Origin of the sequence: Clostridium sp. Marseille-P7770 (assembly GCF_902143525.1) — a bacterium.
Taxonomy (GTDB): domain Bacteria; phylum Bacillota; class Clostridia; order Lachnospirales; family Lachnospiraceae; genus Pilosibacter.
Genome location: NZ_CABFVC010000005.1, coordinates 311,741 through 334,169, shown reverse-complemented (window position 1 = coordinate 334,169; position 22,429 = coordinate 311,741). Strand labels below are relative to the sequence as shown.

Below are 22,429 nucleotides of genomic sequence, written 5' to 3'. Positions count from 1 at the left end.
CAGGTATGGAAATTATAGTTTACAGGAAGAATGCGTCATGTCTTCAAGGAATGGAGTGGTCAGCTATTAACGATTAGTCCCTGATATAGGTTCTGTCGTTTACAATAATCGTATCATAATCTACGATCGTCAGATTACGTGAATTGGAGGAATCGCGGTATTTTGTATTGCTGACTTTAGAGAAGCTGTATATATGGGTATCTCCGTCGGTATCATAGTAGAATGCCGCAATAGAATCGCCGGCACCGAGCATAAACTCAAAGTAATCTTCTCTGTTCTCGTCGTTGATCCGGAAGGTTCCGACCATATCCTCGTTTGTATAAACAGTATTGTCAGATGTGCTGTTATCAGCAGCGGTATTGTTGTTGGAAACGGATTCATTCTGCATATCTTTCGCAAATTTTAACTGTACGGAGTTGCCGATGGTCCAGGCCCCTTCTTTATTCACTGTGTAGCCGTCCGGGGTTGTTGTATCCGCGTACATATATCCGTTTGAATCAAATGCGTAGCATTCGTAGATGCCGTCTTTATTTCCATCCAGCCATTTCCACTGGGATACCGGGTAGGAGCCGTTGTCTTCCTGCCACCACCAGCCTGTGGTGTTCTGTACCCATTGTCCTGCGAACGCGGTCATTCCCATAGAAGCAGCCATTGCTGCGGTAAGCGCGAGAGTCATAATCTTCTTTTTCATAGTGAAACCTCCTGAATTTTTTGGTTGGTTATGTTTTCCTTTTGATAAAATAAGTATATCAGTGAAATGTGATTAAGCTGTGAATACTTTGTGGTGAAACCTTGAGGAATCTGTGGCGGAAATGAGTCGAAAAGAGACTATTATGCAGCAGGAAGAAGTGTGAGGGGCAGAAAAATGCTGGAATAAATATAGAAACAAAAGACGTGGAAACAAAAAAGAGCACCCTCTCCATGATGGAGAAGGTGCTCTTGAAGCTTAGGAGTGATTAGTGCTTTGTAGTACACTTTTCAGTACTGGAGTGAAGTAAGATACCCTTTGCGTTTGTGCAATAGTAAGTCTCATCAGCGTCTTTCAGGTTCTTCTTGTTTTTCTGGATAGAACCTTTCTCATTTACAACGTAGGACTCGTTTTTGTAAGTAACAACGCCGTATTTTGTGTCTTCATCTGCTGTCAGACGTAAACCATTTTGATAGATGTAACCATCAGAGATACCGGTTTCGCCAACACCTCTCGGGGAACCGTTAGACTTAAAACTGAAGGTGTAGGAAGTTCCGTCAAGAGTGATCGTTGTAGTACCTGTCTTGGCTGCACCGTTGGACTCGAAGTAAACGAGTTTCATCGTGTCAGAATTCATATTCTTGACAGTATCAGCAGAGTCTACCTCAGAAGAAATATTGGTGATTTTGGAACCATCGTATGTAAGAATTCTCAATCCCGTGACCATCTCTCCGTCAGAATTGAATAAGTAGGATTTTCCATCAATTGTTTTAACGACTCCAACTTCGCCGTCGGCAGTAGGAATAGTGATCTCACCCTTGGAGTTCGCATAATACCAATGAGTCGTACCGTTTTCGTGGTCATCGCTGTTTAATTCTTTGGACGGAACAGCCTCGAACCAACCGGTATGAAGCTTCGGTTCCTCTTCGTCACCATAATATTTCCATGTACCCTTGTCGCTGTTGTGTACCCAGGAATCCTGAGCGACACCTCTGTCATCGAAGGTGTATTTTACATTGCCGATGGTCTTCTCTGTGCTGACGGTCTTCTTACCGTTGGAAGCGAAGTAGAAGTGGTAAGTCGGCTCGTTATCGTCCTCGTTGTCATCGTCCTTAACGCTGATGTATACCCATGCGTTTGTAACGAGGCTTCCGTCGCCTTCTGCGTCACCGTAGTATGTAGCGGTTGCCCAATCGGAATCATCGGAGATATTTTCACCGGCAGCTGTGATCCAGCCTGTGAGCATTCTTCCGTACATATCAAACGCATACTTCTTTCCGCCGATATCAGCGATCTTTACGCTGTCTCCGGTCGTGCGGAGAGCACGTCCATTGTTATCGAAGTAGTACCAGCTTGCGTCGCCGACTTTATCATCGCCCTGCCAGCTCGGGTTCTCAAGGAAGCGCCAGCCGTTCTTTAACATCTGGCCGCCGTTTCTTAAGTAGTAGTAGTTCCCGTTGTCCTCAAGAAGAGTGTTGCGGATCATATAGCCGTCCTCACCGAGGTAATAGGATTCGCCGTTGTCGGTTCTCCATGCGCTTGTCACGTTGTTGCCGTTATTGTCAGTGTAGACCCATTCGCTGTTTACGGACTTCCAGGCAGCAAAAGAGCTGAATGAAGCACCCAGAGCAAGAACTGCGGATGCGGAAAGTACTGCCAGGCAGAAATTTTTCTTTCTCATTTAATTTTCCTCCTCATGGAAATTGTAACAGCAGCCAGATTATTGTTTTTACGGCTGCTGAAAATTCTCAAATTGTTTACATATTCTATTATACCAGAATTCCAATTTATGACAATGGTATTTTCCCGTCAACTTGTGGTAAATGTGTGGCAGGGGAATTACAAATTGTTTAAGAAAAAAGTACGGATCAAACTTTATGATGAAAGTGATCGATCCGTACATTTCGTAGTTTATATTTTATGATTTCAGGTAATCCGACGCGTCCTTTAAGAAGCTTGCGATGATCAGCAGGATCACAAACGCTACCGGAAACGCTGCAATGATGGAGACACTCTGCAGGTTTGCCATGGAGCTGTCGGAGAAGACAAGTGCCATCGGGAGCAGGATCAGCATGATCGCCCAGAATGCCTTTACGGCGTTGTGCGGCTCCTCATCGCCTGTGATCTGGCGGTAAGTGTAGGAAGAAGCCACGAGAGCGATGGAGTCGAAGCTCGTCGCGTAGAAGGCCACCATCGCAACGATCAGGAGCACCAGGACGAGCGGAGCGAGCGGCAGGGTCTGGATAATGGAGATGATCGTCGTGTAGAGATCACCGCCGGCTGCGTAGATCGCCATCACATCGAGTTTTCCGCTTACCTGAAGTCCGAGGCTGTAGTTTCCTAAAATAATGAAACTTAAAAATGTGGCGCTGACGCTGCATGCATAGCCGCCGAGGATCGTCTGGCGGACGGTGCGCCCGCGGGAGATCGTTCCGATGAAGAACGGGGATGCCACACACCATACCATCCAGTAGGCCCAGTAGAAGATCGTCCAGTTCTGCGGGAAGGAGGTTGTTCGCTGCGGGTCCGTGAAGGTCGCGAGACTAAAGAAATTCTGTGCGAGGTTTCCGACTGCGGCAAAACCGGTCTCCAGGATATAGCGTGTCTCTCCGCCGAGGAACAGCACATATGCGAGCAGGGCAAAGAACAGATACATGCAGGACTTTGCAAGCAGGGAGATCCCCTTCATGCCGTGCAGCAGGGCGTATGTATAAAAGACGCAGGTGACGGCCAGGATCGCGATCGTGATCCATTTCGAGGACGGAAGATGGAACAGGGTTGTGAGGACCTGGGACATTAACGGAGTTGCCAGTGCGAAGGTCGTCGTTGTCCCCGCGAGCAGGGCGAAGAGGGCGAGGAGATCGATCAGTTTTCCCGGGAGTCCATCGACTTTGTTTCCGAGAAGTGCGCGGCATGCCTCAGAGTATTTCTGCTTGTGGCAGCCCCGCACATGAAGCATGAAGCCGAAGCACACGGCGAGCACCAGGTAGAACGCCCACGGGATCGGACCCCAGTGGAAGAGCGGGTAGGTGCTGGACCAGGTCTGCATAGAGCCCATCTCGGCGATATGCGGGTCGTTGGCGTAGAGGATCCACTCACAGAAGGAGTAGAACAGGATGTCGGCGGCGAGACCGGAGGTGAACATCATGCTGGCCCACACGAAGAGCGGGTATTTCGGCTTCTCATCCGGCTTTCCGAGGCGGATATTTCCAAATCTGGAGAAAGCCAGAAACAGGGAGAGCAGGAAGACGAAGAGACCGACGGCGAGATAGAACAGGCCGAAGGTGTCGCCCAGGATAAAGCGGATCGTGTCGAGAACGCTCTTTGACGCGTCCGGCATCATGATAAAGCAGACGCAGAGCGCCAGGATCGCAAGAAACGGTACGATCACAGTGACCCAGTCGATCCGGTCTTTTAATGGTGTTTCGGAATTTTTGGAACTCATAATTTGAAACCTCCTACAATGTTCAAAAATTAAATATTTATCAAGATATTGAACATTATAGCACTGCAGGAGGGAGAATGCAAGGGGGAAATGATACGATTCTGCCACGGCCATTGTATTATACAACATTTTCAGTTCAGAACTTGCCTGCCTCCCTGCACGGGAACAAGGACTCAGCGTCAGTTCGGATCATGGGAGGATGGAAGGTTTGCGTTTTGCCCTGCGATCCGGATAAAATTGACCGTCAGGAATGTCACACAGAGTATCCAGCCGAGACCGGAAAAGAGAGCAACCGCGGTGAGCCCCATCTTTCCGATCATGATGGCGGAACAGATCGCACGGAAAATAATGTGTAAGGTTGTTCCGCAGAAGGCGATGACCATGTAGCCCTGTCCTTTAAAGTATCCCATGTAAGCACTTCCTGTAAAGCAGAATATATAGAAAACAGAGATCAGCCTTATATAACTGTTTCCGTAATAGAGAGCCAGCTCGTCTGAAGAACTCAAAAACAGCCGGAGTGCAGGATCGGAACCAAAGAACATGAAAAGGGAGATCACCACGCAGACCGCCCAGTTTAACATCAGCCCCCAGAATAGACTTTTTTTCACCCTGTCATGATTTCCGGCCCCAAGATTCTGGGAGACCATGACGGAGACCGCATTTCCTCCGCTGTCACCGAAGGAATTCGCGAATCCCTCAATGCGGGTCGCTGCTGTATAGGCGGCGATTCCCGGTGTTCCGAGTGTATTGACACTGCCCTGAACGAGAATCTTTCCGATATACAGGCTGGAGGCCTGAAGCGCTGAGATGAGACCGTAGCGCAGGGTGTGGATCATAAGATCCTTATGAGCACCAATATCTTCTCTGCGGCAGAGCAGTCCCGGATAAGTATCACGCAGATACAGAAAACAGCAGATTGCGGAGAAAAACTGTGACAGGATCGTGGCCGCGGCAGCACCGCCGGTTCCAAGTCTCAGAATGCCGATAAAGAGAAGGTCCAGAGCGATGTTCACTGTGATGGCGGCAGCGAGAAAAGAAAGGGCAGTTCTGGTGTTGCCGATAGACCGCAGGATTCCGGATAAAAGGTTATAAAGGCAGGTAAAAGGAAGCCCTGCGAGGATAATGAAAAGGTAGGATTCAGCGTAAGGAATGAGTTCGTCCGGGGTGTGGATCAGGTTTAAGATCGGATCCAGAAAGACGATACACACACCGCTGATGATAAGGGCGATGATCATGCCGAGAAGAAGAGCGGTGAAGACCTCCTCACGGTATTTTTTTCTGTCACCGCTTCCGTAGAACTGACCGAGGATTACCGTGATCCCAGCGCAGAAGCCGTCGAGGATGAAGATAAAAAGGTTCATAAGACTGCCGGATATTCCCACAGAGGCAAAGGCGTTGGTGCCGAGAAATCTGCCCACGATCAGTGAGTCGGCAGTGTTGTAAAGCTGTTGTAAAATGTTTCCAAGCAGCAGTGGAACGGCGAGGGTTAAGATCTGCTGCCGGATATTGCCGGAAAGCAAAGAGGTCTGGTTCATGGTTATGTACTCCTGAAATATAATCTTCTGATACCGGATTGTTCCGCACTGCGTACTCCAAATTCTGTGCGTTGCTCCGGCTGGTGCCAAATCTGATGGTTCAGTACCTTCACAGAAATCAGTGTATCACAGAAAATATTAATTGAAAAATGAATAATTAAAAAGTAAAATATAATTAAAATGATATATTTTGAACAGGATAAAATATTTGCAGTAAAGAAAATCGAAGAAAACGGAGATCATTATGACAAAAACAGAGTTGGAGGCATTCCTGGCAGTTCTCCAGTATGGCAGTATCTCAGCAGCGGCAGAACGGCTTTTTATTACGCAGCCGGCTATGAGCCGCAGAATGAAATCGATGGAAGAGGAACTGGGATACAGCCTTTTTGAGCGTGGACGCGGTCAGAGAAGCGTGGAACTTACAGAGAATGGAAAAGAATTCGTTCCGGTCGCGGAACGCCTGCTGACACTTTACAGGGAGGCGGAGGAGATACCGAGAAGAAAGAAAAGTCCGCTTCTGCGGGTCAGCACAGTGAACAGCATTGCTTTTTATCTGATGCCGGCTGTATTAAAAAAAATGATGTCCGATCGGAACACCTGCAGCATTGAATTTAAGACGGGGCGTTCTTCTGACATTTATGGGTATGTGGAAAATGGAAGTGTTGATGTGGCTCTGGTCTCGGATCTTTTAAATTCCAGAAGAATAGTTCCGTTCCCTGTGTTCAGGGAGCCGTTCGTGTTTGCCGGTGGTGAGAGCTGGAGAGAAACGGGGCGAGTGACTCCGGATATGCTGGATCCGGAAGAACAGATCCGGCTGCCGTGGAATCCGGAATATGATATCTGGCATAGCCGATGGTTTCCGCCGGATGCAAATCCGAGTCTCACAGCGGATAAGATGGAATTTCTGGAATATTTTCTGAATGGAAAAAAATGGGCGGTGATCCCGCTTCTTGTTGCAAGGCGATTCAAGAGACAAGACGTGTGGATCTGTCCGATGGAAGGCGGACCGGAGGACATGACGATCTATGGACTCACAAAAGAGAACCGGATGGATGATCAGATCCGAAGATTTTTTCAGTGTGTGAGAGAAGAACTGCAGATGATCGATGGGATAGAACTGTTTTCAGGAAGATAAAGAGAGATTCTGGTCGTTCAGAAAAATTTACAATTAAATTTCAGACAGGAAAAAGAGCCCAGCCACCGGAACATACCCCAGGATTCCGGTGCGGGCCCTTTTTCAAGAGTTACAATTTATAATCCAAAATTGGATCTTACAGGAAGTTCATAAATGTCGTAATGATAAGCGCATTGAAGAAGTCGATGAACAAGCTTCCTACTAACGGTACTACGAAGTATGCGGTCGGAGCCGGACCATACTTTCCGGTGATCGCCTGCATGTTAGCCATAGCGTTCGGTGTAGCACCCATACCAAATCCGCAGAAGCCGGATGTCATAACGGCTGCGTCGTAGTTCCTTCCGAGAAGGTTGAATACTACGAAGTAAGCGAATATTGCCATGAGAACTGTCTGTGCCGCGAGCATTACGATCATCGGAAGAGCAAGCTCTGCAAGCTGCCATAACTTTAATCCCATCATTGCGAGACCAAGGAATAAGGAAAGAGAGAAGCTTCCGATCGTGCTGATCTCTTCCATCGGCATATCTTTGTGGGTTGCGTCAACAACGTTACGGATGATAGCGGCAACAACCATTGCTCCGATGTAGCTCGGGAATGTCATTAACTTGTTAAGGAATAAAGAAACGATCGTGCCGGCACCGATTGCGATTGCAAGGTATAATGCGCTGTCCAGGAATCTTCTGGAATCGATCGCGCCGGTAACTTCGTTCTTATCAACTGTAACCTCATCGCCGCCGGTAGCAGTCTCTGTGGACTTTAAGTTCAGGGAATGGATACGACGGTAAGCGAGCGGTCCGCCGATCACACAGCCGGCAACAAGACCGAAGGTTGCGGATGCGATCGCAACCGCGTTAGCGCCTACGACACCGGCTTCCTCAAGAACCGGTCCGAATGCGCCTGCGGTACCATGTCCGCCGACCATCGGGATGGAACCAACCGCAAGACCAAGTCTCGGGTCGAGATGGAAAGCACCGGCAAGTACAGCGCCAAGACCATTCTGAAGAGCAACCATGATAATGGAAACTAACAGGAATAAGAGTACCTGAACGCCGCCCTTCTTTAAGAGACGGAAACATGCGGTGTAACCAACACTACAGAAGAATACAGTCATGAAGAAGGACTGTAATGTGTTGTCGAAAGAGATTTCGAGGATCCCTGCGGATCTTAAGATCAGGTGAACAACAGCGTAAACAACGCCGCCGACAACCGGTTCAGGAATACAGTATTTTGTTAAGAATGGGATCTTGCTTACAAGGAAACGTCCAAGAAGCAGAACCAGTGCAGCAACTGCAACTGCTTGATACATGTTGAGCTCGATTTGTAACATAGTTTTTATACCTCCATACCTTTTATGTACAGAGTATAAGCATGTCCCTTCAAAAAACTTCACAAAGTTACAAAAAGTTACAAAAATTACTTAACAAAATTTGTAATTACTTAACAATATTTTTATACACAACAAGGTAAAATATGTGAAAAAATCCGATATAAGGAATGTGAAGATGGAAAGGGCATTGTTCCGGATGTGGATTTCCGAGGAATGAAGAGACGCATCAGAAATAGAAAAAACCAGGTACAATCCGTTTTTGCGGAAGATGTACCTGGATCATGAAAAACTATCGTTCGGCTTCCAGCATCAGCCCGTCGATGAATTTTTTGATGCTGACCTTGCCGCCGGATGTGCGTTTTCCCCGGAGATAGTCCATCTCCGCTTTTACGTCCTCGAAGGAGAATAAAGTTCCGGAGTAGAGAGTGTAGGTCTCGTTCATGAAATCCTCGATCCCCATGTGGGCAATGTTGGACATTCCGGCCGCGATCGTCCTGCGGACGCGCTGCTCCATGTTTTTCGGCGAGTCGCTGACAGCCTCACACATCTGGGCAACGCTCAAGTTGGAGACTGGAATGTGGTTGTCGTGGAGATATTCGCAGATCTTTATGATATCCGGGCATCCTTTTTCGCCGGACATGCCGATGCGGTTTAAGATGTACTTTAATTTCCGGCCGTAGTTGTCGGCTTTCGGCTTGTCATCTTTGGCAGGATGTTCGATCTCGTTCATGAACATGCGACGGATGTTTGCGAGTGTACGTTCGTTGGTGATCTGCTGTTCTACATTTTTTAAGACGGAACGGACTTCAATGAGATTGATCGGTTTGCTGATAAAGAAGTCGACTCCCGCGCTGTAGGCTTTGCTGATCAGCTCTTTGGCAGATACCTGGGAGATCATGATGCACTTGATCGAGGTGTTGACGGCGCGCAGTTCCTTTACGAATTCTACCCCGTCCTTAACGGGCATGAAAAAGTCAACGAGGATGACATCCGGCTTGGCGCGCAGCACGTCTGCGAGATTTGCCGGTTCCCCGCCGCAGTCTCCGCAGATTTCCCCGAGATCCTGTGTCTCGATGATGTCCTCTAAAATATTGATGACGGACAGGTCATCCTCTACAATATAGATTCTCATAATGTTTCCTCCACAAGGGAAGTGACCGGAATCGTGATGGTGAAGGAGGTTCCGATCCCCTGCTCCGATTCAACGTCGATGCTTCCTTTAAATTGTTCTTCCACAGTCATTTTTACGCCATAGAGACCGACACCGCGGAAAATGTTTCCTGTTTTCTGGTCAAATTTTGTTGAGTAGCCCATCTTGAAGATGTTCGGAAGATGACGGGGGGAGATTCCCGGACCATCATCGGTGACGCGGAAAACATAATTTCCGTCGGTCAGATGTTCCTCAATGTAGATCATTCCGAATCTACGGTCGGACTCGATCGCCTCGATCGCGTTGTTTACAAGATTTTTGAGGATGGCCATCAGCTCATAGTGTTCTTCGGTCATGAAATTATCAGAACACTGGAATTCCAGCTGGATATGTACATTCTTATTCTCCAACATATGGTAGGTCGTGTCCTCCAGGATTTTTAAGAGATCCTGAAAACTCATCCGCTTTTCGTCATACTCATCGGAAATTTCTTCCTCGATCCCCTGGATGATCCGGATATAATCCTTTTTGATCTCGTGGACATCGCGGGCGATAGCAAGAGACATATGTTTCATGTCTTCCGGCACATCCATTTCATTTAATTTCTCATACAATTTATATGCGTTTGCCATGACGGATTCGATCTCTTCAGAATTTTTCCGCATGAAGTAGATCTCGTTTTTCAGTCCTGTCGTCATAAGGAAAAGACGGCGGTAACGGTTCTCATGCTCTTCGTTTTTTAAGAGTGTCCGGTAGTGACCTTCCGCAATCAGGATCAGACCGGCAAGAAAGGTACGGAACAGAGCGATCAGGAAGAGATATCCTGCCTTGTCCGGAGTCATGGAGTGTGCCGTACTCTCGGAAATGCACAGTTCTACCAGGTTGGAACCGAAATCAGCAAAAAAAACGGCCGGAAACAGGCGGCTGTAGGAGACGGTATGTTTTCCCGGGACCATGGCTGCGAAAATAATGCCGTAGCAGAAATAGAAGATCGCATTCGGAAAAACACTTTTCGCTGAGACGAGGAGACTGGTCCCGCTGTGGAGCGCCGGAAACAGGCGGAAGAAGAACACGATGACTGCGGTCACAGCGCAGGTGAGCGGTGTGGAAAGACTTTTTCCAAGTGTCATCAGAAGAACGGGCAGTATGATCACGGAAGAAGAGATCCGGAAATTATTTATAAAGATATTCCAGTAAAGCTGGGACACGAGAGCAACGATCAGTCCGATCAGGATCATTCGCCGGATATCGCGCGTCCGCATATTATTTGTCATAAAGCCATTCTCCTTTTCAGAATTCGAAGCAGATGGAATCATCATCCTATATCTTATTATAATACGTTATTGTTAAAGAAAAGTCAATGAGACGGTCAGGAGTTGCTTCGCGGAGCGCGGACCGAAGCACGGAAAGAGCTGAAAACGGGGGGCAGGGAGCTGCTGCAGACGGCAATGACTAAGATTTTTATGGGGTCAGGTTCAAAAAAATAAAAAAACAGAAGCAAAACTTTATTTTTTAAGTTGAAATATTGGTTTTAATGAATTATAATAAGTGTTCAGGGAAAAGATAATCTGAAATATATCGTTGAATCATGAGGAGGAAACTGACATGAAACCATATCGCGAAATGTCAAAACAGGAACTTGCGTCTTTAAAGGAGCAGCTGGAAGCGCTGTATAAGGAGTATCAGGGAAAAAATCTCAGCCTGAATATGGCGCGGGGAAAGCCATGTAAAGAGCAGCTGGACCTTTCTCTTCCTATGATGGACGTTTTAAACAGCAGCAGTGATTATATGACATCGGACGGTGATGTGAGAAACTACGGAGTCCTGACCGGGATTCAGGAGGCAAAAGAGCTCATGGGTGCGATGATGGACTCGCCGGCCGAGAATATCGTGATGTACGGAAACGCGAGTCTGACACTGATGTTCGATACCGTGAGCCGTTCCTGGACGCACGGAGTATGCGGAAGTACGCCGTGGTGCAGACTTGACAAGGTGAAATTCCTCTGCCCGGTCCCGGGATATGACAGACATTTTGCGATCACGGAATACTTCGGGATCGAGATGATCAACATTCCGATGACAGGAGAAGGTCCGGATATGGATCTTGTTGAAAAATATGTAAATAATGACGAGAGTGTGAAGGGAATCTGGTGCGTTCCGCTCTATGCGAACCCGAGCGGTGAGTCTTACTCAGATGAGACTGTGAGAAGATTTGCAAACCTGGAACCGGCTGCGAAAGATTTCCGTATCTACTGGGACAACGCATACTGTGTTCATCATCTGCACCCGGATCACCCGGATCATGTCCTCGACATTCTTTCTGAGTGTGAAAAAGCAGGAAATCCGGACATGGTATATAAATTCGGTTCGACTTCAAAGATCAGCTTCCCAGGCTCCGGAATCTCCGCGATCGCTACTTCAAAGGCAAATATCGATGCGCTGAAGAAGCAGATGAATGTCCAGATGATCAGCCATGACAAGATCAACCAGCTCCGTCATGTCCGCTTCTTTAAAAATATCGATGGTTTAAAAGCGCAGATGGCTAAGCACGCTGAGATCCTCAGACCAAAATTTGAGGCAGTCGATGAGATCTTAAATAAGGAACTTGGCGGTCTGGAGATCGGGAAGTGGACAAAACCGAACGGCGGATATTTTGTCTCCTTCGACTCTCTTGACGGATGCGCGAAAGCGATCGTTGCGAAGTGCAAAGAGGCCGGTGTTGTGATGACCGGTGCCGGAGCGACTTACCCATACGGAAAAGATCCGCACGACTCCAATATCAGGATCGCGCCGTCCTTCCCGTCCCTGGATGACCTCAGACAGGCGGCAGAGGTCTTCTGCGTGTGCGTAAGACTTGTGAGTGTTGAGAAGCTGCTCGCAGAATAAAACGTCGTAACTGTTCAGCAGCCGGATACCTACAGGAACCTCCCACGGAGCTTCCCTTCGGATGCATGGCAAGTTACGAGCAAAATCCATTCCAAATCGCTTTAAAAGAAGGTTACAGTACACGGGCACTCCATGCCCGCGCCCTGTAACAGGATTTTGCCGATGCTTCGCATTCCGAATCGGCAAAATCCGCAACCATAACGGTATCATACGGAATTTTCAGTTCAGAAAATTCCTACCCGTGAAAAGTAACAAAAGAAGGACTGACAGCTAGAAATTCGGCTGTCAGTCCTTTACTTTTTTGCGTTGGTATACTAAAATGAAAAAGACTATCGAATATGATAGGGAAATCCTGAAAAAATCGGAGAAACGTTTTGAAAACGATGATTCCGGAAAAGGACGGAAATATTTATGAATGAAAAAAATGAGAAGCCGGAGAGCGGACAGGAAACGGGGACAAAAAAGTCCGGTCTCGCCAGGGAAGGGATCGCTTATCTGATCTTCGGAGTCCTGACGACGGTGATCGACTACGCGATCTCGAATCTTCTATATTATATGTGGAAGATGGATCCGGTCCCGGCCCAGACGATCGCCTGGGTGGCAGCCGTATTGTTCGCATTTGTGACGAACAAATGGTGGGTGTTTGAAAGCCACACCTTAAACCCGGCGAAGGTATGGAAGGAATTTGTCTCGTTCATTTTATGCCGGATCGCGACATTTTTATTTAACCTGGCAGCGCTGTTTATCATGGTGGATCTCATGAAGATGGAGTTTTTCATCTGCAAGCTGCTGATCTCCGTGGTGGTCGTTGTTCTGAATTATGTGTTCAGCAAGATCCTGATCTTTACAGGAGATAAAAAGAAATGATCTGCGATGTCTGCCCGGCGGATGTTGGGAGTATGAAAAAGCAAAAATGATTACAGGCTGATGAAGCCGGAGGAGTTTTTACTTTATGACAGAAATAAAAGGAATCGATACGATCCCGGATGAGCCAACTGCGGATCGTCCGGAAAATCGAAGGAACAAGCGGCAGACAACGCCGTTTTTAAAGCCGAGGGATGGTCTTCTGATCGCCTTCTTTGTCCCGGTGCTCGTCATGATCTGCATTTTCGTTCAGAGGGGGATCTTTCCATTCGGGGAGAGGTGCTTTCTGAGAACAGATATGTATCACCAGTACGCCCCGTTCTTTTCGGAGTTCCAGTATAAGCTGCGGACCGGCGGAAGTCTCCTTTACAGCTGGGATGTGGGAATGGGCGTCAATTTCGCGGCGCTGTATGCCTACTACCTGGCCAGCCCGTTAAACTGGCTGATCCTGCTCTGCCCGAAGAAGTTTATCATCGAATTTATGACGATCATGATTGTTCTGAAGATCGGACTTTCGGGGCTGAGCTTTGCCTGGTATTTAAAGAAACACAGCCAGAACTGTATCCTGGGGGTTGGGTTCTTCGGGATCTTTTATGCCCTGTCCGGATACATGGCGGCGTACAGTTGGAACATCATGTGGCTGGACTGCATTCTTCTGTTCCCACTGATCGTATACGGCCTTGAGAGACTCGTGAAAGAGCAGAAAGGCATGCTTTACTGTGTGACGCTCGGACTTTCGATCCTCTCAAACTACTATATCTCGATCATGACCTGCCTGTTCCTGGTGCTTTATTTTATCGCACTGCTGATCATGGAAAAGCCGGGGCCGGTGAGAAAATACGTGGACAGCTGCGTCCGGTTTGGAATTTACTCGCTGCTCTCAGGCGGACTGGCAGCAGGAATCCTGCTTCCGGAAATCTATGCGTTGCAGAGCACGGCGTCCGGTGATTTTGACTTTCCGAAGGCGTGGAGCTCGTATTTCCCGATCTTTGACATGATCGCCCGCCATATCGGAAATGTGGAGACGGAGATCGGTCTTGACCACTGGCCGAATATCTACTGCGGTGTCGCGGTATTCCTCTTCTTTTTGATGTATCTCGCATGTAAGAAGATCGCAGTGAAGGAGAAAGCCGTCTACTGCGGACTGATCCTGATCTTTTTTGCGAGCTTTTCCATCAATGCGCTGAACTTTATCTGGCATGGATTCCACTATCCGAACAGCCTTCCATGCAGACAGTCCTTCATCTACATCTTCCTGATGCTGTTCATCTGCTTCCGGGCGTATATGTATCTGGATGAGACGCCGAAAAAGCATATCGCGATCGCCTTCTGGGGGAGTGCGTGCTTTGTCCTGCTGGCGGAAAAGCTGGTGACACAGGAACATTTCCACTTTATCGTCTACTATGTGGCGATCATCTTCCTGGCGGCTTATGCCGGACTGATGTATCTCTATAAGGATGGAAAGCGGACGGTGTGCGGATTCCTGGCATTGACGCTGGTTGCAATTGAGGCTTCGATCAACATGTCGGTGACGAGTGTGACGACAACGAGCCGTGAGTCCTACACCAGCGACAATGAGGAGGTCCGGATCTTAAAGGATTCCCTGCAGCCGGCATCGGATTTCTACCGGGTGGAGAAAAAGACGAGAAAGACGAAGAATGACGGGGCATGGATGAACTTTCCGTCGGTATCCCTGTTTTCCTCAACGGCGAACGCGGATCTCTCGAAGTTCTTTAAGAAGCTTGGATGTGAATCGTCCACAAATGCTTACAGCATCACTGGAAGCACGCCGCTTGTCGACAGCATTTTTTCTGTGAAATATGCACTCTGTTCCGAGGCAGTCTCCAACACGGAGCTCATGATGTATCTGCGGGAGAGCGGCGGAACATATCTCTATGAAAATCTCTACACACTGCCGCTCGGCTTTGTCCTTCCTTCAGATATCGAGGAAAACTGGCAGTATGAGATGGATAATCCTGCGGAGGTCCAGAATGATCTCTGCCTGGTTTCCGGGACGGACGAAGTCCTTGTGGATGCCGGCGGAACGGTGAATAAAAACACCTTCACTTTCACACCGGATGAGACGGGCGAATATTATGTGTTCGTCATGAACAAGAAGGTAAAGACTGTGAAGGCGGAACTGCCGACCGGACAGAAATCCTTCAGTAACGTGGACCGCGGATATCTTCTGGAGCTTGGAACTCTGGCTCCGGGCACAGAAGTGAAGCTCACGGCGGATGAGGCCGGCGAACAGTTAAATGTGATCGCCTACCGGTTCTCAGAGGACGCGATGATCCAGGTCTATGACCGGCTGAACCAGTCCCCGATGCATCTGACGAGCTGGAAAGATACGAAACTTTCCGGAACCGTGAGTGCGGCGAAAGCGGGAATGCTTTTTACCTCGATCCCGTTTGATAAGGGATGGACCGTAAAAGTGGACGGCGAGAAGGTGGAGACGAGAAAGGCGTTCGGTGCGTTCCTGGCTATCGATGTGAGCGCCGGCGATCATGTGATCGACTTCTCCTATTTCCCGGAGGGATTAAAAACCGGCGGTCTGATCTCAGGCGGATCCATCGTGATCCTGATCCTTCTGTGGTTTTTGCGCAGGGAGATGGATCGCCGGGAAGCGAGAAAGAGAATGGAACAGATCCGGAACATGCAGCAGGAAGAAGATCCTGATGAAGAACCGGAATTTGAAGAGATTCCGGATCTCGATGATGAAGATCTGACAGACACTATAAATAATAGAAAGGCGACAACGGAGGAACAGCTATGAAACTTTGGGGCGGAAGATTTACGAAGGAAGAAAACCAGTTAGTACATAACTTTAATGAGTCCATCTCCTTCGATCAGAAATTTTACAGACAGGATATCGCGGGCAGCATCGCGCATGTGACGATGCTCGCAAAACAGGGGATCCTCACAGAAGAGGACCGTGACGCGATCATCGCAGGCTTAAAGAGCATCCGCGAGGACATCGACAACGGAACCTTAAAGATCACAACGGAGTCCGAGGATATCCACTCTTTCGTTGAGGCGAACCTGATCGAGCGGATCGGGGATGCAGGAAAGAGACTCCACACCGGCCGCAGCAGAAACGACCAGGTTGCTCTCGATATGAAGCTCTACACGCGAGACGAGATCGACGAGATGGACGGACTTTTAAAGGGACTTCTTGAGGTCCTCTTAAAGCTCATGGAGGACAATCTTCATACTTACATGCCGGGCTTTACCCACCTTCAGAAGGCACAGCCGGTAACACTGGCGCACCATGTCGGCGCATATTATGAGATGTTCCGCCGTGACAGAGGCCGCCTTGCTGATATCAGAAAGCGCATGAATTACTGCCCGCTGGGATCCGGCGCTCTTGCAGGGACAACCTATCCGCTGGACCGTGAGTACACTGCAGAGCTTCTCGGCTTTGACGGACCGACCTTAAACAGCATGGATTCCGTATCCGACCGTGATTACCTGATCGAGCTCCTGGCTGCGCTCTCCACGATCGCAATGCATCTGAGCCGTTTCTCCGAGGAGATCATCATCTGGAACAGTAATGAGTACCGCTTCGTGGAGATGGATGATTCCTATAGCACCGGAAGCAGCATCATGCCGCAGAAGAAGAATCCGGATATCGCTGAGCTGATCCGCGGAAAGGCCGGGCGTGTCTACGGCGCCCTGATGTCCATGCTGACGGTCATGAAGGGAATCCCGCTGGCTTATGATAAGGATCTCCAGGAGGACAAGGAGCTGACCTTCGACGCGATCGATACCGTAAAGGGCTGCCTCTTACTCTTCACAGGAATGGTATCCACGATGACTTTCCGCAAGGATGTGATGGAGGCGAGCGCAAAGAACGGCTTCACAAACGCGACAGACGCTGCGGACTACCTTGTAAACCACGGTGTTCCGTTCCGCGATGCACATGGAATTATCGGACAGCTGGTCCTTCTCTGCATCGATGAGAACAAGGCGCTTGACGATCTGACTTTAGAGCAGTTCAAGTCGATCAGCCCGGTATTTGAGGAAGATATCTACGATGCGATCTCCATGAAGACCTGCGTGGAGAAACGTGTGACAATCGGAGCTCCGGGTGCGGATGCGATGAAGAAAGTCATTGAGGTCTATAAGAAAGAACTGAACGGAGAGAAATAAAAAAAGAAAGGCCCTGGCTGTTCCTGCAAAATGGGATCATTCAGGGTCTTTGTATACATAGAAAATGTCGGCTATATCTTTATACGAACACAGCCGCCACGGACGATACCCCAATTATCGTTCCGGGCGGCTGTGTTTCTTTTATATCGCGTTGTAAAATATAATGAGAAGAAAGTTTTTAGGAGAAGTTGGTGCGGCTTCTCCGTTCATTTGATTATTATAGCATGAATCGTGCGGAATGTAAAATGATTGTTGTCGAATGAAAAATAACAAATTTTACCATTAAATGTTAATAATACATTATATTTATTCTGTTACAGCGCATGGGCGAGGTTCATATACTGTCGTGAAAAATGTGAAAATTTGTATAGCGGCAGGGAGACCGGCGCTCATAAACAAGTGAAAACATGCTTCGTGAGTGTCCTCTTGTTATCGCGGCAGTCGCCAAGGTCTCGCGTAAGCGCAGACTTTGGCCTGTTGTTCGCGTAAATGAAAAAAGCCTGCATTCACAGGCTTTTTTCAGGGATTTTTCATCACATATATTGTTTCAATCCACAGTCGGTAATTTCACGGAGACTGAAGTTGAATATATGGGAAGAAAGCTAAGTTTGATCTGTCCTTATCACCGCCGGCGCGGGAGAGTTTTACGAATATGGAAGGTTGTCAGATCAGCCAAGTTTCTTTAAAGCTGCTTCCATACGGTTCATACCTTCGATCAGGCTCTCCATGGAGTTGGAGTAAGCGATACGGATGTTGTCCGGAGACTCGAATGCACCGCCCGGAACAACCGCGATCTTTGCCTCGGCAAGGAGGTAATCTGCCATTCCGAAGGAATCAGCGATCTTCTTTCCGTTCCACTCTTTATCATAGAAAGCAGTCATATTCGGCATTAAGTAGAAAGCGCCGTCTGCGTTGTTGCAGGTGATGCCATCCATGGAATTTAAGCGCTCTACCAGGAATTTACGGCGTTTGTCGAATTCAACTCTCATGGATTCCACGCTGTCCTGCGGTCCGCTGATCGCTTCGAGAGCTGCGTACTGGGCGATCGAGCAGGTGTTGGATGTTGTATGACCCTGAAGAGAAGTCATTCCTTTGATGAGAGCTGCATTTCCGGCTGCGTAACCAACTCTCCATCCGGTCATGGAGTAAGCTTTGGAAACACCATTGATGACAACGGTACGATCCTTTACTTCCTCGGAGATCGAAGCAACGCAGAAGTGTTTCTTTCCTTCATAGATCAGCTTCTCGTAAACTTCATCGGAAATAATATAGAAGTCATGTTTGCAGGCAAGTTCTGCGAGCTCTGTGAGCTGTTCTTTTGTATATACAGCACCGGTCGGGTTGTTCGGTGTGTTGATCATGATCGCTTTTGTTTTCGGTGTGATGGCTTTCTTGATACCTTCCACGTTGAGGGCGAAACCGTCTTCCTCACGGTTCTGTACGAGGACCGGAGTAGCACCGGAAAGTTTTACCATCTCGATGTAGCTGACCCAGCACGGAGTCGGGATGATAACCTCGTCACCTTCTTCACAGAGGGCAAGAACTGCATTGACGAGCGGCTGTTTTGCGCCGGTTCCGACACAGATCTCGTTCGGTTTGTAAACGACATTGTTGTCTTTTAAGAATTTTGCACAGATTGCTTCTTTTAAGTCCATAATACCGGAGACAACCGTGTATTTTGTTTTCTGGGCATCGATCGCTGCCTTTGCCGCATCACAGATATTCTGCGGAGTACCGAAATCCGGTTCGCCGAGGTTGAAGGCGATCACATCGATTCCCTGTTTTCTTAATTCAGCGACCTTTCCGGTCAGTGCAAGTGTAGCGGCCGGTTTAATGTTCTGGATCCTCTTTGTAAGCATCATAATGATTTCCTCCCTGTATGTTTTGATATTCCCCTGAGATTCGAACAATTCGTTCTTGTTTATGCTTAAATGATACCATAAATGAATATAATTGTAAAATGTTTCTTTTTTTGATATAATATTCATAAATATTAATATTTAAATGAAAAGAATGTTACTATAAATATAGAAGAAACAGAAATGGAAAATGGTAGCTGTCAAACTTTTAATTTTCAGAATTGAACTATTTTCAAATAATATTTCTGGACAAAAATGAAATCCTGTGGTAAAAAAGCAGAAGAGAGATGAGCGTTATAAAAAAACATGTGTGAAGGCAGGATCGAAATAGAAAACTGCCGGTCCCGGCAGAAAGGAGAACGTGATGACATTTCTGGAAATTGAAGCATTTTTAAAGATCGCTCAGTGCGGAAGTTTTTCCGCGGCGGCAGAAAAATTATATATCACACAGCCGGCTCTTGGACGAAGGATCCGGGCGCTGGAGGAAGAACTTGGATATTCCCTGTTTATCCGGAATAAAGGAGTCCGCCATGTGGAACTCACGAGACAGGGACGTGCCTTTGTCGGGATCGCTCATCGCTGGCAGGCTCTCTGGAACGAGACACAGGAAGAAGCGCTCCTCGGAAATGAGAAGAGTTTCTATGTTGCGAGTGTAGGAAGTCTCCTGGCATTCATGCTTCCGACCGTGTTCCAGGAGTTCATGAAAGATACGCCGGAGTGCAGCCTGCATGTGACGACACTCCATTCCAGTGACGCCTATGGGTATGTGAACAACAAGACGGTGGATATCGCATTTATCACGGATCCGATGTACTCTTCCCAGGTAAAGACGGAGATCCTGTTTAAAGAAAAGCTCTGCCTGGTCGTCGGGACGGAGCTGAAACTTCCGAAGCGGATCAGCATTTCGGACCTCGATCCTCGCAAGGAGATCCGGACGCAGTGGGATCAGAATTTTGACAGCTGGCACAACTACTATTTCAGCAGTGCGGCCGTCCCGAGTGTCTATCTCGATGAAATGGGCTTTTTGCAGTACTTTACGCAGAATGGTGACAACTGGGCGTTTCTACCTGTGTCGGTTGCAAAGAGCATCTTAAAAAATACCCCGGTTTCCATCCATGAACTGGATGTGGAGCTCCCGAACCGGACCCTGTATTATCTGTACCGGGCAGGGGATGAGTCCCCATATCAGGAACATCTGCTTGAGATCTGCAGGCAGAAGCTGGCGGAGGAGAGCGGGATCACGCTGATGGAGCCGATCCTGAATCTATGAGTGGAGAAAAAATTCAGATTTAGCGGATCGTTTAGAGAAAGAGATCATTTGCAGAAATAAAAAGCAGCAGCATTTTCTGGAGAGAATGTCAGAAAATGCTGCTGCTTTTTTGCGGACAACGAGCCCAAGTCCGCGCTTGCGCGAGACCTTGGCGACTGTCGCGATAACAAGGGGAAACTCGCGAAGCGTGTTTTCACTTGTTTACAGGAAATTCCGATGGAACTTTCTGTAAAAAAAATGGACACAAGTGATACGCAAAATACATATCTGAAAATAGTGTGGCAGGAGATTGGCTTATGATACAAAAATGTGAAGCTTTGCGATCGCATCTGCAACCTTCGGACTTGTTGCCGGATGTGCGATCGGCGGTCCGATCGCGACACGCCGGATCAAACAGTTTAATCTTCATTCAACGGAAAAAGCAGAGGGTGAGACAAAGAAAGAAAAAGGAGAGCCTTCCTAAAATGAAAGCTCTCCTGAAAAAACGGGAAAATACTATCTCTTGTTGCTTGCTCTCCAGATATGCATCTTCTCAGCCTCTGCGATCAGCTGGTCGCGGAACTGCGGATGTGCTACGGAGATGATAGCCTCAGTCTTCTGCCATGTGGAGAGACCTTTTAAGTTTACTTTACCGTACTCAGTAACGAGATAGTGGATATTCGCACGGGTATCGGTTACGATGGAGCCAGGAGCCAGAGTCGGAACGATTCTGGACTCTAAGGTGCCGTCTTTCTTCTTGAAGGTAGAAGAGCAGCAGATGAAGCTCTTTCCGCCCTTGGAAAGATAAGCGCCCAGAACGAAGTCGAGCTGTCCGCCTGCACCGCTGATGTGCTTGATTCCTGCGGACTCAGCATTTACCTGGCCAAAGAGGTCAAGGTCAACTGCGTTGTTGATGGACATGAAGTTGTCGAGAGACGCGATCGTGCGGACATCGTTTGTGTAGTCGACCGGTGCGGACATGCACTCCGGATTCTTATTTAAGTAGTCGTATAATTTCTTTGTACCTGCGCCGAATGCGTATACCTGACGGCCTTTGTCGATATTCTTTCTTGCGCCAGTGATCTTTCCTGCGTTTGCGATATCCACGAATGCGTCAACATACATCTCAGTATGAACGCCGAGATCCTTTAAGTCAGATTTCGCGATCAGAGCGCCGACCGCGTTCGGCATTCCACCGATACCAAGCTGTAAGCATGCGCCGTCCGGGATCTCCTCAAGGATCAGCTTTGCGACAGCCTCATCGACATCGCTTGCAGCAGCAGCGCCGCCCATCTCAGCGATCGCCGGGTTGTCACCTTCTACGATCATGTCAACGTGGGAGATATGAACACCTTCCTCAGTACCGCCGAAGCATACCGGCATATTCTCGTTTACTTCCACGATAACGACCTTGGAGGTCTCGCAAACAGCAGCCATATGGGAAGCGTTCGGTCCGAAGTTGAAGAAACCGTGCTCGTCCATCGGGGAAACCTGGAAGACAGCGACATCCGGCTTGTTCTGGGATTCTCTGTAATATCTTGGAAGCTCAGAATAACGGATCGGAGCATAGTAGCTGAAGCCCTGTGCGATCGCTTTTCTCTCGATCCCGCCCATATGCCAGGAGTTCCAGGTCATATGTTCTGCCGGATTCTCGATCTTGAAGATCTCCGGCACCCACATTAAGATACCGCCGCGGAAGTTTACGTCGGTTAATTCCGGAAGTCTTTTTGCGATTTCCTTATCGACTGCGATCGGAGTTGCTGTTGTCCAGCCGTAATCGACCCAGTCACCGGATTTGATAACGGAAGCTGCTTTCTCAGCGGAAACCAGCTTTTCCTGATACATCTGTTTGAAATCCATTTTAATACCCTCTCTTTGTAACCATAAAAATATTACTGCATCTCAGAACTTTGCCGGGATCATAGGATCCGGGGCCAAACTCTGACATTATTTTATCATTATCTGCCGGCAAGGTCAAGAAATCCGGTGAAAAAGGAATAGAAAGAAATGGTAAAACATGACAAAAACAGAAAGTGACGCATCAGAGCATAAAAGTAACTTTTGTACGAAATGAAGAGTAAAGTTCCTAATTTGTTTAGAAAAAATATATAAAAAGCTTTTGATAATGATTTGACAGCA

Annotated in this window: 16 protein-coding genes; 7 read left to right on the top strand and 9 right to left on the bottom strand. The window is 48.0% G+C overall.

The annotated features are described in order from the left end of the window. Positions 1–73: 73 nt before the first annotated feature. The 4 genes from FN001_RS14235 to FN001_RS14220 all read right to left on the bottom strand — a co-directional run bounded on the left by FN001_RS14235 (position 74) and on the right by FN001_RS14220 (position 5,668). Complete coding sequence (locus FN001_RS14235; RefSeq protein ID WP_142412297.1) at positions 74–691, bottom strand: hypothetical protein; 618 nt, start codon at positions 689–691, stop codon at positions 74–76. A 265-nt stretch (positions 692–956) separates the two neighbouring features. Continuing rightward, the gene (locus tag FN001_RS14230; RefSeq protein WP_142412296.1) at positions 957–2,369 is read right to left on the bottom strand and encodes a PspC-like choline-binding domain-containing protein; all 1,413 of its coding nucleotides are present in this window, start codon (positions 2,367–2,369) and stop codon (positions 957–959) included. A gap of 237 nt (positions 2,370–2,606) precedes the next feature. Then, positions 2,607–4,133, bottom strand: coding sequence for a BCCT family transporter (locus tag FN001_RS14225; RefSeq protein ID WP_142412295.1), 1,527 nt, complete (start codon positions 4,131–4,133; stop codon positions 2,607–2,609). 179 nt (positions 4,134–4,312) lie between these two features. Further along, the gene (locus FN001_RS14220; RefSeq protein WP_142412294.1) at positions 4,313–5,668 is read right to left on the bottom strand and encodes an MATE family efflux transporter; all 1,356 of its coding nucleotides are present in this window, start codon (positions 5,666–5,668) and stop codon (positions 4,313–4,315) included. Between the two features lie 244 nt (positions 5,669–5,912). Here FN001_RS14220 and FN001_RS14215 point away from each other — a divergent pair, with 244 nt between their 5' ends. Further along, positions 5,913–6,803, top strand: a complete 891-nt coding sequence (locus FN001_RS14215) for a LysR family transcriptional regulator (RefSeq protein WP_142412293.1) — start codon at positions 5,913–5,915, stop codon at positions 6,801–6,803. Between the two features lie 136 nt (positions 6,804–6,939). Here FN001_RS14215 and gltS read toward each other — a convergent pair whose 3' ends face one another. From gltS to FN001_RS14200, 3 genes are all read right to left on the bottom strand, one after another. Beyond that, positions 6,940–8,130 (bottom strand): sodium/glutamate symporter, encoded by a 1,191-nt coding sequence (gene gltS, locus FN001_RS14210; protein ID WP_142412292.1) that lies wholly within the window; start codon positions 8,128–8,130, stop codon positions 6,940–6,942. Positions 8,131–8,419: 289 nt separating this feature from the next. Continuing rightward, on the bottom strand, positions 8,420–9,262 hold the full coding sequence (locus FN001_RS14205; protein WP_142412291.1) for a response regulator: 843 nt from the start codon (positions 9,260–9,262) through the stop codon (positions 8,420–8,422). Then, on the bottom strand, positions 9,259–10,554 hold the full coding sequence (locus FN001_RS14200; protein ID WP_142412290.1) for a sensor histidine kinase: 1,296 nt from the start codon (positions 10,552–10,554) through the stop codon (positions 9,259–9,261). Before FN001_RS14200 ends, FN001_RS14205 begins: the two co-directional genes overlap by 4 nt. Positions 10,555–10,885: 331 nt before the next feature. Here FN001_RS14200 and FN001_RS14195 point away from each other — a divergent pair, with 331 nt between their 5' ends. The 4 genes from FN001_RS14195 (at position 10,886) to argH (ending at position 17,182) form a co-directional block, all read left to right on the top strand. Then, a complete protein-coding gene (locus tag FN001_RS14195; RefSeq protein WP_142412289.1) occupies positions 10,886–12,166 on the top strand; it encodes an aspartate aminotransferase type Ic in 1,281 nt (426 codons plus the stop codon). Between the two features lie 411 nt (positions 12,167–12,577). After that, positions 12,578–13,033, top strand: a complete 456-nt coding sequence (locus tag FN001_RS14190; RefSeq protein ID WP_118298769.1) for a GtrA family protein — start codon at positions 12,578–12,580, stop codon at positions 13,031–13,033. An 85-nt stretch (positions 13,034–13,118) separates the two neighbouring features. Continuing rightward, a complete protein-coding gene (locus FN001_RS14185) occupies positions 13,119–15,806 on the top strand; it encodes a YfhO family protein (protein ID WP_142412288.1) in 2,688 nt (895 codons plus the stop codon). After that, positions 15,803–17,182 carry an argininosuccinate lyase gene (gene argH / locus FN001_RS14180; protein WP_118298767.1) on the top strand — a complete coding sequence of 460 codons (1,380 nt, stop codon included), beginning with the start codon at positions 15,803–15,805 and terminating at the stop codon, positions 17,180–17,182. Before FN001_RS14185 ends, argH begins: the two co-directional genes overlap by 4 nt. 668 nt (positions 17,183–17,850) lie before the next feature. Here the strand turns inward: argH and FN001_RS14175 are convergent. Then, positions 17,851–19,044 (bottom strand): pyridoxal phosphate-dependent aminotransferase, encoded by a 1,194-nt coding sequence (locus tag FN001_RS14175; RefSeq protein WP_118298766.1) that lies wholly within the window; start codon positions 19,042–19,044, stop codon positions 17,851–17,853. Positions 19,045–19,405: 361 nt separating this feature from the next. Here FN001_RS14175 and FN001_RS14170 point away from each other — a divergent pair, with 361 nt between their 5' ends. Beyond that, the gene (locus FN001_RS14170) at positions 19,406–20,311 is read left to right on the top strand and encodes a LysR family transcriptional regulator (RefSeq protein WP_142412287.1); all 906 of its coding nucleotides are present in this window, start codon (positions 19,406–19,408) and stop codon (positions 20,309–20,311) included. Between the two features lie 361 nt (positions 20,312–20,672). Next, positions 20,673–20,774 carry a hypothetical protein gene (locus FN001_RS18780; RefSeq protein WP_486463525.1) on the top strand — a complete coding sequence of 34 codons (102 nt, stop codon included), beginning with the start codon at positions 20,673–20,675 and terminating at the stop codon, positions 20,772–20,774. Between the two features lie 32 nt (positions 20,775–20,806). Here the strand turns inward: FN001_RS18780 and FN001_RS14160 are convergent, their stop codons facing one another. Then, positions 20,807–22,150, bottom strand: coding sequence for a butyryl-CoA:acetate CoA-transferase (locus FN001_RS14160; RefSeq protein WP_118650883.1), 1,344 nt, complete (start codon positions 22,148–22,150; stop codon positions 20,807–20,809). Positions 22,151–22,429: the final 279 nt, after the last annotated feature.

Excerpts from the sequence above, each read along its gene's own strand:
- FN001_RS14235 (WP_142412297.1), bottom strand. The coding sequence starts at position 691 with ATGAAAAAGAAGATTATGACTCTCGCGCTTACCGCAGCAATGGCTGCT.
- FN001_RS14230 (WP_142412296.1), bottom strand. The coding sequence starts at position 2,369 with ATGAGAAAGAAAAATTTCTGCCTGGCAGTACTTTCCGCATCCGCAGTT.
- FN001_RS14225 (WP_142412295.1), bottom strand. The coding sequence starts at position 4,133 with ATGAGTTCCAAAAATTCCGAAACACCATTAAAAGACCGGATCGACTGG.
- FN001_RS14220 (WP_142412294.1), bottom strand. The coding sequence starts at position 5,668 with ATGAACCAGACCTCTTTGCTTTCCGGCAATATCCGGCAGCAGATCTTA.
- FN001_RS14215 (WP_142412293.1), top strand. The coding sequence starts at position 5,913 with ATGACAAAAACAGAGTTGGAGGCATTCCTGGCAGTTCTCCAGTATGGC.
- gltS (WP_142412292.1), bottom strand. The coding sequence starts at position 8,130 with ATGTTACAAATCGAGCTCAACATGTATCAAGCAGTTGCAGTTGCTGCA.
- FN001_RS14205 (WP_142412291.1), bottom strand. The coding sequence starts at position 9,262 with ATGAGAATCTATATTGTAGAGGATGACCTGTCCGTCATCAATATTTTA.
- FN001_RS14200 (WP_142412290.1), bottom strand. The coding sequence starts at position 10,554 with ATGACAAATAATATGCGGACGCGCGATATCCGGCGAATGATCCTGATC.
- FN001_RS14195 (WP_142412289.1), top strand. The coding sequence starts at position 10,886 with ATGAAACCATATCGCGAAATGTCAAAACAGGAACTTGCGTCTTTAAAG.
- FN001_RS14190 (WP_118298769.1), top strand. The coding sequence starts at position 12,578 with ATGAATGAAAAAAATGAGAAGCCGGAGAGCGGACAGGAAACGGGGACA.
- FN001_RS14185 (WP_142412288.1), top strand. The coding sequence starts at position 13,119 with ATGACAGAAATAAAAGGAATCGATACGATCCCGGATGAGCCAACTGCG.
- argH (WP_118298767.1), top strand. The coding sequence starts at position 15,803 with ATGAAACTTTGGGGCGGAAGATTTACGAAGGAAGAAAACCAGTTAGTA.
- FN001_RS14175 (WP_118298766.1), bottom strand. The coding sequence starts at position 19,044 with ATGATGCTTACAAAGAGGATCCAGAACATTAAACCGGCCGCTACACTT.
- FN001_RS14170 (WP_142412287.1), top strand. The coding sequence starts at position 19,406 with ATGACATTTCTGGAAATTGAAGCATTTTTAAAGATCGCTCAGTGCGGA.
- FN001_RS14160 (WP_118650883.1), bottom strand. The coding sequence starts at position 22,150 with ATGGATTTCAAACAGATGTATCAGGAAAAGCTGGTTTCCGCTGAGAAA.